The 8,223-nt window shown below is 52.1% G+C and carries 11 protein-coding genes and 1 tRNA gene; 9 read left to right on the top strand and 3 right to left on the bottom strand.

Annotated features, from left to right (window positions below):
• Positions 1 to 34: 34 nt before the first annotated feature.
• Positions 35 to 109 (top strand) — tRNA-Glu (locus WC593_15600).
• Between the two features lie 61 nt (positions 110 to 170).
• On the top strand, positions 171 to 557 hold the full coding sequence (locus tag WC593_15595) for a hypothetical protein (GenBank protein ID MFA4826573.1): 387 nt from the start codon (positions 171 to 173) through the stop codon (positions 555 to 557).
• 430 nt (positions 558 to 987) lie between these two features.
• Here WC593_15595 and WC593_15590 read toward each other — a convergent pair whose 3' ends face one another.
• The gene (locus WC593_15590; protein ID MFA4826572.1) at positions 988 to 1,176 is read right to left on the bottom strand and encodes a hypothetical protein; all 189 of its coding nucleotides are present in this window, start codon (positions 1,174 to 1,176) and stop codon (positions 988 to 990) included.
• 167 nt (positions 1,177 to 1,343) lie between these two features.
• Here WC593_15590 and WC593_15585 point away from each other — a divergent pair, with 167 nt between their 5' ends.
• From WC593_15585 to WC593_15560, 6 genes are all read left to right on the top strand, one after another.
• Positions 1,344 to 1,718 (top strand): hypothetical protein, encoded by a 375-nt coding sequence (locus WC593_15585; GenBank protein ID MFA4826571.1) that lies wholly within the window; start codon positions 1,344 to 1,346, stop codon positions 1,716 to 1,718.
• A gap of 74 nt (positions 1,719 to 1,792) precedes the next feature.
• On the top strand, positions 1,793 to 1,933 hold the full coding sequence (locus WC593_15580; protein MFA4826570.1) for a hypothetical protein: 141 nt from the start codon (positions 1,793 to 1,795) through the stop codon (positions 1,931 to 1,933).
• 21 nt (positions 1,934 to 1,954) lie between these two features.
• Positions 1,955 to 2,302 carry a hypothetical protein gene (locus tag WC593_15575; protein ID MFA4826569.1) on the top strand — a complete coding sequence of 116 codons (348 nt, stop codon included), beginning with the start codon at positions 1,955 to 1,957 and terminating at the stop codon, positions 2,300 to 2,302.
• Positions 2,303 to 2,318: 16 nt separating this feature from the next.
• Positions 2,319 to 2,789 carry a HEAT repeat domain-containing protein gene (locus WC593_15570; protein ID MFA4826568.1) on the top strand — a complete coding sequence of 157 codons (471 nt, stop codon included), beginning with the start codon at positions 2,319 to 2,321 and terminating at the stop codon, positions 2,787 to 2,789.
• A 342-nt stretch (positions 2,790 to 3,131) separates the two neighbouring features.
• Entirely contained in the window at positions 3,132 to 4,040 is a 909-nt protein-coding gene (locus WC593_15565; GenBank protein ID MFA4826567.1) for an ABC transporter ATP-binding protein, read from the top strand.
• Positions 4,041 to 4,043: 3 nt separating this feature from the next.
• A complete protein-coding gene (locus WC593_15560; GenBank protein ID MFA4826566.1) occupies positions 4,044 to 4,829 on the top strand; it encodes an ABC transporter permease in 786 nt (261 codons plus the stop codon).
• A 4-nt stretch (positions 4,830 to 4,833) separates the two neighbouring features.
• Here the strand turns inward: WC593_15560 and WC593_15555 are convergent, their stop codons facing one another.
• Positions 4,834 to 5,385 carry a HemK2/MTQ2 family protein methyltransferase gene (locus tag WC593_15555; GenBank protein ID MFA4826565.1) on the bottom strand — a complete coding sequence of 184 codons (552 nt, stop codon included), beginning with the start codon at positions 5,383 to 5,385 and terminating at the stop codon, positions 4,834 to 4,836.
• 167 nt (positions 5,386 to 5,552) lie between these two features.
• Here WC593_15555 and thiC point away from each other — a divergent pair, with 167 nt between their 5' ends.
• On the top strand, positions 5,553 to 6,782 hold the full coding sequence (gene thiC, locus WC593_15550) for a phosphomethylpyrimidine synthase ThiC (GenBank protein ID MFA4826564.1): 1,230 nt from the start codon (positions 5,553 to 5,555) through the stop codon (positions 6,780 to 6,782).
• Positions 6,783 to 6,795: 13 nt separating this feature from the next.
• Here the strand turns inward: thiC and WC593_15545 are convergent, their stop codons facing one another.
• A complete protein-coding gene (locus WC593_15545; GenBank protein MFA4826563.1) occupies positions 6,796 to 7,851 on the bottom strand; it encodes a DUF1848 domain-containing protein in 1,056 nt (351 codons plus the stop codon).
• Positions 7,852 to 8,223: the final 372 nt, after the last annotated feature.

Genomic DNA, 8,223 nt, shown 5'->3' with positions numbered 1-8,223 from the left:
AGTAAAAATATCGCCCAAGTTATTGAGCAATTGCGCTGCTATAGTGTAGTCCGGCCAATCATGCGAGCCTCTCACGCTCGCGACTGGGGTTCGAATCCCCATAGCAGCATCCGATTTTGACTGATTCAAAAAAATCCTGATAACTTCGGGTTATTTAAAAGAGAACATATATGACTGACAGCGCAGAATTTGACGCAATCAGGCGCGGGCACCACTACCGCTGCTGCATCTGCCGGCAGCCGGAGAAAGTTACCGGTACCCTTTTACCGGTGAAGGGAAAGACAGCAGAAGGTGAAAGCATACTTCCCGTATGCCCGGAACACCATGCAAAATACATGCAGGGTTTTTTTACCGGATCTGAGCTGAAAAAGATCGGCATTTCCGCTGAAGATTATCGTAATTTCCTGGCAGAAAAAACCGGTGAGCGCGAATCAGGAAGCGGGTTATCGGCAGAAGAAAAAGTCACCCTGACCCGGGAAGAAACAATAAAAAAGATCCAGAAATCCCGCAAGATGAAAATGCCAAAAGTGCACTCTGATTATAAGAAAGAGATATAATCTTTTTTTTTACTTTGAAAATGGCCCGGCCATTTTTTTTATAACAGCAGGTATGTTTGCGATTACCGGATCCCTTTGGCTTTTTCGGTTCTGTTGAAATCCTGGAGGGAAAGAAGGAGTCGCTCTCGGGGGCTACAGCACATCGTGCTTTCGCCCCCACCGCTCGGGCATCCCCCAAAATTGCGATAACCCGCAGAAGGTTGATCAGATTTTTTTAACAAGGGGGTCAAGGGGATACTCCCCTTGGGCTGCCTCCCCCTCAGGGGGAGAGAGGGGGTCATCCTCATATCAGCCGCTGATAACAGGCAAACAATGGGAAAAAGAGGATTTTAGCAGAGCGGTTTTTTTACTATATCCATCCGGTTTTTATCACGCAGATACAAATATCCAGGTAAAGAGGAGTGATCTGGTTAGGTTCTTAGAAAAGAGATCACATCGCCCGCGAACGTTTTACAATAATGTCATTTCCCTTCTTTTTAATTTCCACCTTGATCTTTGCACCCTTGTAGTCCACTTCAAAGATGCCGAACTTTTTGTCTTCGACCAGACGCTCAAGTTTCTGCAAATCCGTTCTCAGCATTCGTTTAAAATCATCGCCTTCATAGATCACTTTGACCATGTTTAACACCAACCTGTAATGTTCAATTGTCCAGCAGACGTATCAATCTTCTGTGATTCTCAATTTAATCGATTCTTACCTTCCGGATACCAATTGTCCCGTATTTTCAGCGTTTTTATGAGGAAACATTAAATATCGTTTCCCAGCATATCCCTATATGAGGAGTTATGAGCAGGGAGAAGATCAAAGTCCCCGGAAAGGTCTATGAGGAGTTAGTCGCCCTTCAGCGTGAGATCCATTTCACCCAGGATCACCAGGATACGATTAAGAAAGCCGAAGACCGGGGCTATATGAACGCAGCGAACTGGATCCGCCAGAATGAAAGGGCATATAAGATCGGGTTTGCATGGGGTTTCGAATCGGATGGCGAAGCACCGCAGGGTGCCTTAAGGGATATCCCTGAACGGGAAGCCCCGGCACCCCGGCGTACAATATCCCGTCCCGCAACCATGCAACCCCGCCCGGCAAAGAAATCATCCGGCTCGGGCAGCTCCGGTGGAATTATTGCGGGAATAAAAAACTGGCTGGGCAAATATTTCTAATCTTTTTCTTCTTTTTTATCACGTATCATTGCCGTCACAAAGATAATGTACGTCAGACAACGAACGGATAGTATATGACGGTATGTGAGGACTGTGCCAGTTATTCACCGGTCACAAAGGAAAGGGGGATCTGCCGGATTAATGGTGAAACCACACCGGATCGTGACAGCGAACGGTGCCCTTCCCGTACGTTTATTCCAAAGCCAAAGAAATGATTGAACAGGAATACAGAAACCATGCCACGGGAACTTTCAGAAAAGGATATTGAAATCTTGAAAAAACTTGCACCGGAATGCGGTGAACTCACCTGCTCAGGATCGGGGCACCAGTTCCATTCGATACTGCCTCCGGTCTCCAATCACTTTGCCGAGGACAGCAATGATTTTACCCGGCGGATAACCCGGTTGACCGATGAGGAACTGACGTACCTTACCGATATGATCCAGAAGGGAGAGGAGAGCATGGGGTGCCTTCCTGTTGAAGATGTCGAGGCGTTTGTGCACCTTGTCCATGACCGGTTATCTGAAGACATCGCACAGAAAGTCATCTCTGCGTACGAGTCCGGCTACGAATGCGAGCATTAACCGGAAATACACATTTATGACAGAAATTCCCCTACTCGCTGCCGGTCTCCATGCTTCAACGGTAAAAAAACGCAAGGATGCAGCAGCAGAACTGGGAAAATCCGGCAATCCGTCTGCAATCGGACCGCTCGCCGCTGCTTTTCCCGACCCGCACCCGGGCGTTCGCTCCGAGATTGTGCAGGCTCTTGGCCGGTTGGGTGATTCCGAAGCCATCCCTGCCCTGATAACCGCCCTGGACGACGCTGAACCAGGCATCCGCTGCGCAGCAATTGCGGCACTGGGAAGGATCCGAAACCGGGCTGCTGTCAGTCCGCTGATCGGCTGCCTGAAGGACAAGGATATGACGGTCCGAATCGGTGCAGCGACAGTTCTCGGAAAACTGGGCGATCCAAGGGCAATCCAGCCGCTCACTCCACTGCTTGACGATCCCTTTTCTGAGGTCCGTAATTCAGCCATCGTGGCTATCCGGAAACTCACCGGAAAATAATCAACAACCCCACCATTCACAGTATCTTAGAAAAGCGGATCACCCAACAATGTAAGCGCCGGCAGTCGGGTAATGTAAAGATCAACAAAAAGGTGTACTCATTGCCGGGATCACAGGTCAGGTACGGCATATCCTGCTCTTTAATGTCCCGACTGCCGATGCAATGCAGATGTTTGCTACCGTTGCACTCCTTGCTGTGCTGATCGCCGGTGTGGTACTGGTGAAACCTGAACCCTGAATATACCTTTTTTCCCACCAGATTCCTGAACTTCCAATACCCCCACGATAGTATGAGGGTATATATCACTCCCGCACAAATCACTGGTTTACAGGAGCAGTCCATTGACCGGAATCATTGAGGCACAGGACCTCAGGAAAAACTTTGGCAGTCTTGTCGCGGTCGATGGCATCTCATTTTCCGTAAAAAAAGGCGAGGTCTTCGGGTTCTTAGGCCCCAACGGAGCCGGCAAGACCACGACCATGAAGATGATCGCCTGTGTCTCACCCCGGACATCCGGTCTGCTTTCGGTCTTTGGCAGGGACCCGGACACACAACCGGCAGAGATCAAACAACGCCTCGGGGTGGTCCCGCAGGAGACAAATCTTGACCCGGACTTTACCTGCTTCGGGAACCTTTTTACTTACTCCGGCTACTTCAACATTCCTCACAATTCTGCACAGAAGAGATCGGATGAACTGCTTGAGTTTGTCCAGTTGCAGGAGAAACGCAATGTGGAGGTAGAAAAACTCTCAGGGGGGATGAAACGGAGGCTGATACTCGCCCGGGCGCTGGTCAATAACCCCGATCTGCTCATCCTCGATGAACCGACCATCGGTCTCGACCCGCAGGCCCGGCACCTGATCTGGGAGAAACTCAAAACCCTTCAGGCGCAGGGGAATACGATTGTGCTCACCACGCACTATCTTGACGAGGCCGCACGGCTCTGCAACCGGCTCGTGATCATGGACAAGGGAAAAATTCTTGTTACAGGAGCGCCGGCAGACCTTGTCAAGCAGTATGTCGGGGAGGAGATCGTAGAAGTGGAGAAGAGTGAAGAAGTACTTTTTTGCCTTGCCGCACACAACATCCCGCATGAAGTGACCGGTGATACCGTGCAGATTGCGACGTCCTCGTCCCGGGAGATCGCAAAGATCCTGCTCGACTCCTGCCAGCCAAAGAAGATGCTCACGCGACTGGCAACGCTTGAAGACGTATTCCTGAAACTGACAGGGAGAACCCTCAGGGACTAAAACATGCGACACCTTTTTTCACTGCCCGGGGTTTCACGGCGTGCGTGGAAGGTCTGGCACCGGAACCTCGTGGTCTTTGTCAGGACCTGGCACGTAAACTTTTTCCCGCCGCTTGTCGAGGCACTCCTCTACCTGTTTGCCATCGGCATGGGTATCGGTTCCTACGTCAAAGAGATCGATGGCATCCCGTATGTAAACTTCATCGCCCCTGCCATCCTCGCCATCGCCGTCATGAACTCCGCATTCTTTGAATGCACCTATGGCTCGTATGTGCGCATGTATTACCAGAAGAGCTTTGATGCGATGATCGCAACGCCGCTCTCGATCGAGGACGTAATTGCCGGCGAGCTTCTCTGGGGAGCCACGCGGAGCGTGATCTACGTGATCATCATGCTCCCGGTGCTCGCTGCTTTCGGTGTAATCTCCCTTCCCGCAGCATTGCTTGCAGTCCCGCTCGCGCTCCTGGGGGGACTGATGTTTGCCGGTATTGCGATGTGTTTTACCGCGATTACCCCCGGCATCGATACGCTGAACTATCCCTCGTTCCTGTTCATCACGCCGATGGCACTCTTCTCCGGGACATTTTTCCCGCTTACCCTGCTCCCGGTAACCTTACAGTACATTGCACTGGCTATCCTGCCACTCACCCACCTCGTTGCTATCATGCGGATGTTCACGCTCCCTGCGTTTTCGTTGACGATCCTGCTGCATCTCGCGTGGATCATGGCGGCGACGGCGATTTTCTGTGTTGTGGCGATTAACCTGATGAGGAGAAGACTGATCGTGTGAGTGGTTACTTCCGCACGATCTTCAGCACATACAGATTCTCATCCTCAATCTTCTGATTCATCACCAACTCGGATGTGAATCCCAGCCGGGAAAAAAGGTCCTGGACTTCTGCAAGCCCCGTGAGCGATGAGATCAACAGCAGGATCCTCCCGCCCGGCGCAAGCATCCGTCCTACGCCGTCAGCAAACCGCTCAATCACTGCCCGCCCGGTTTTGCCGCCATCCAGTGCATACTCCAGCCAGTCATCGATCCGCTCTTCCGGTTGAGTAGGAAGATAGGGCGGGTTGAAAAGGATGAGATCGAATGCGCCCCGGATACCGGCAAAGAGATCGCTTTGCACGACATCTATCCCGGAACCGCGTGCACACAGTGCTGCATGGGGGTTGATGTCTGTTGCCACGACATCAGCAACCTTCGCAAGCTCGCAGGAGATGAGCCCGGAACCGGTCCCGATTTCCAGCACACGATCGCCCGCTTTAACCTCTTTTCTGGCAGCTTCGAGCAGGAGATACGTATCGGCTTCGGGCTGGTATACCTGCGACAGATCATGGGGCATGGGATAATACTCTTACTATGGTATGTGCTCTGCCTTTAATCATATAAGATCCCTGAACCCGTCACAATTATTGCATAAACCCGCCGGCAGTTTAAAAAGAAAAGGTCATGAATTTTATCCTGAAAAAACCCATATTTGTAGGGAGTCGTCAGCACACGAAAAGAACCATGCGCACACAGGCAGAACAGGCACGTAAAGGAACGATCACGCCGCAGATGCGGGAAGTCGCCCGGAACGAAGGCATAGTACCTGAAGCACTCCGTGAAGGAATAGCGGCAGGGAGTGCGGTGATCATGCAACGCGGTAAGCGGTATACCGGCATAGGAAAAGGCCTGTCAACCAAAGTCAATGTCAATCTCGGTACATCATCTACCAAGGTTTGTCTGGATGACGAGATCCAAAAAGCCACCATTGCGGAGAAATTCGGCGCTGATACCATAAGCGACCTGTCCATGGGCGGGGATATCAATGCCATACGAAAAGAGATCTTTTCTCATACAACACTTCCCATCACCACCGTCCCCGTTTACCAGGCTGTGGTAGAGAACGGTTTCAAGCAGATGACCGCAGACGACATCATGGACACGTTCAGGATGCAGGTTGGACAGGGCATCAGCTCGGTAGTCATCCATGGGGTCAGCCGGGAGATGCTCGGCGAACTCCGCAGGAAAAAACGGCTCCTTGGCATGGTCTCGAAAGGCGGCTCCGTCACCAGTGCGTTCATGCTCATGAACCAGTGCGAAAACCCGTTCATCGAGCATTTCGATGAGATCCTCTCCCTCTGCCGGAAGCGTGATATCGTACTCTCGCTGGGCAATACCGCCCGGAGCGGGTGCATCCATGATCGCCGGGATCGCATGCAGCTTGCCGAGATACAACAGAATGTCCGGCTTGCAGACCGGGCCCGTGCAGCGGGTGTTCAGGTGATTATCGAAGGGGCCGGGGGCCATATCCGGAGCGATCGTATCGCACCGATGGTGAAATATTACAAGAAACAGTCCGCATACCCGCTCTTTGTCGCCGGTCCGCTGCCCACCGATGTTGCAGTCGGCTACGATCACATTGCAGGAGCTGCCGGGGCCAGTATCGCGAGTGCTGCCGGTGCAGACTACCTCTGTTACATCACCCCTGCCGAGCATCTCGGGCTACCCAGCCCGGCAGCGGTAAAAGAGGGACTGATTGCGTTCAGGATTGCTGCGCATATCGGGGACACCGTGAAATATGGCAGGGAGGCAGAGGACACAAAGATTGCCCAGCTGAGAGTAGCGCTCGACCGCGAAGGCCAGATCCGCTGTTCTATGGATCCCGAGAGGGCCCGGGCGCTGTCTGACGGTGATGCAGAATGCACGATGTGCGGCGAGTTCTGCGCAATCAAGATCATGCGGGAGTTTTCTTAAACGCGCCGGAGCACTACTCCGTTATGGAATCACGGTAGATCCCGCGATCCCGCTCCCCGCAGTATCGTTCATAATTCCGGTGCACTTGGGCAGATGATGAATTTGCATAACAATAAGCACAGAGATGCATGCAGGTGGAATACTGCCCGATATCTTTTGACACGATACACCGGCAGGTATTCCGCTGTCCCGGGTCTTTAAGACGGCGTGACAGATCCGGGGGGGTGCCGGAGCCGGTAAGGATGATCTGCCCGGGAGGATGAAGAAAATCCATCAGTGCATCATCATCCCCAAATTCTGTTGTCATCAAATCGTAACTGATGCACTGTCCCCTGCCAATGCCATAGCCTGACAGATCCCTCCGCTCGGCACAGGCACTGAGAGAAATCCCCCATTTGTTGTTGAGAAGAGTCAGACCGGTGCAAAATTCTGTCACTTCCTCGTCGGTAAATTCCCGGACCCCGGTACAATCACCGGCTTTTAAGTTCCTCTTCACTTTGATATATTTTTCAATCTCCACGAAACTGAAGACCAGCCGTTCCGTGAACGGGGCAATCCGATCGCCGATATACCGGACTTTCTCCAGCAGATCGGCAACGGTGATCCTGTCGGAAAGGATAAGCGGATCAAACCGCCAGACTACCCTCCCTTTGCCTATGCGACGGGATAAGCGGATGAACGTGTCGATACGAGTGTCAACGGCAGGCACATTCGGTTCGAGCCCTTCATCGTCATACTTGTTCAGGGTGAAGAGGAAGTAATACCGGTATCCCATGCGGTCCAGGGTATCAAGGTGCTGGAAAAAGGGCGCCGGGTTCTTCGACCAGAAAACAAAGATGCGGGTCTTTGCAAATGACACAAAAACCGGGCCCCCCCCGAACGGGCTCTTCCATTTCACGTACCCTGCCCTGAGCCGTTCCATGAACCAGTCGCCATAGAATGCGGGAATATCAGTCGATCGGCTGGCTGATATGATAACCGGAGCGATCGCTCCAACGGTACGGATTCCTTCCAGCGAGGTTGGATCAGGTATTTCAAGAGAAATTTTATCCCAGCCTTTCCACTTCATTTCAGATCACGCTGGTATTCCCGATAGGATAACGATTACGGAATAATCCTGCGTTACAATTATTTTTGATGAATTCTAATTTTGTGGGAGTCTGGATAGCATTCAGTATTTGTGATGCATCCCACCCCCTTCGGGGGTCGCTCGGCCGCCTCGGCGGGGCCTCGCTGGGCAGGGAGGTTAGTGCCATGGGAGCTGTAAGAGAACAAATGGAAAACGAATTTTTCCAAATTAACCGACTGAACCGCCGCGGGGGCGCCCCGTCGGGGGCGGCGGAGCTATCGCAAAGGGGGTATGGGGGCATCAGCCCCCATCTTTGAATCAGCGGATTTGAGAAAACTGAATAAAAACAGGCAAAAAATCGAGAACATTAAG

It is taken from the genome of Methanoregula sp., from assembly GCA_041645435.1.
In the GTDB taxonomy this organism is placed as follows: Archaea; Halobacteriota; Methanomicrobia; order Methanomicrobiales; family Methanospirillaceae; genus Methanoregula.
The sequence above is the reverse complement of the archived record's forward strand: the minus strand, read 5'-3'. Positions and strand labels throughout refer to the sequence as shown.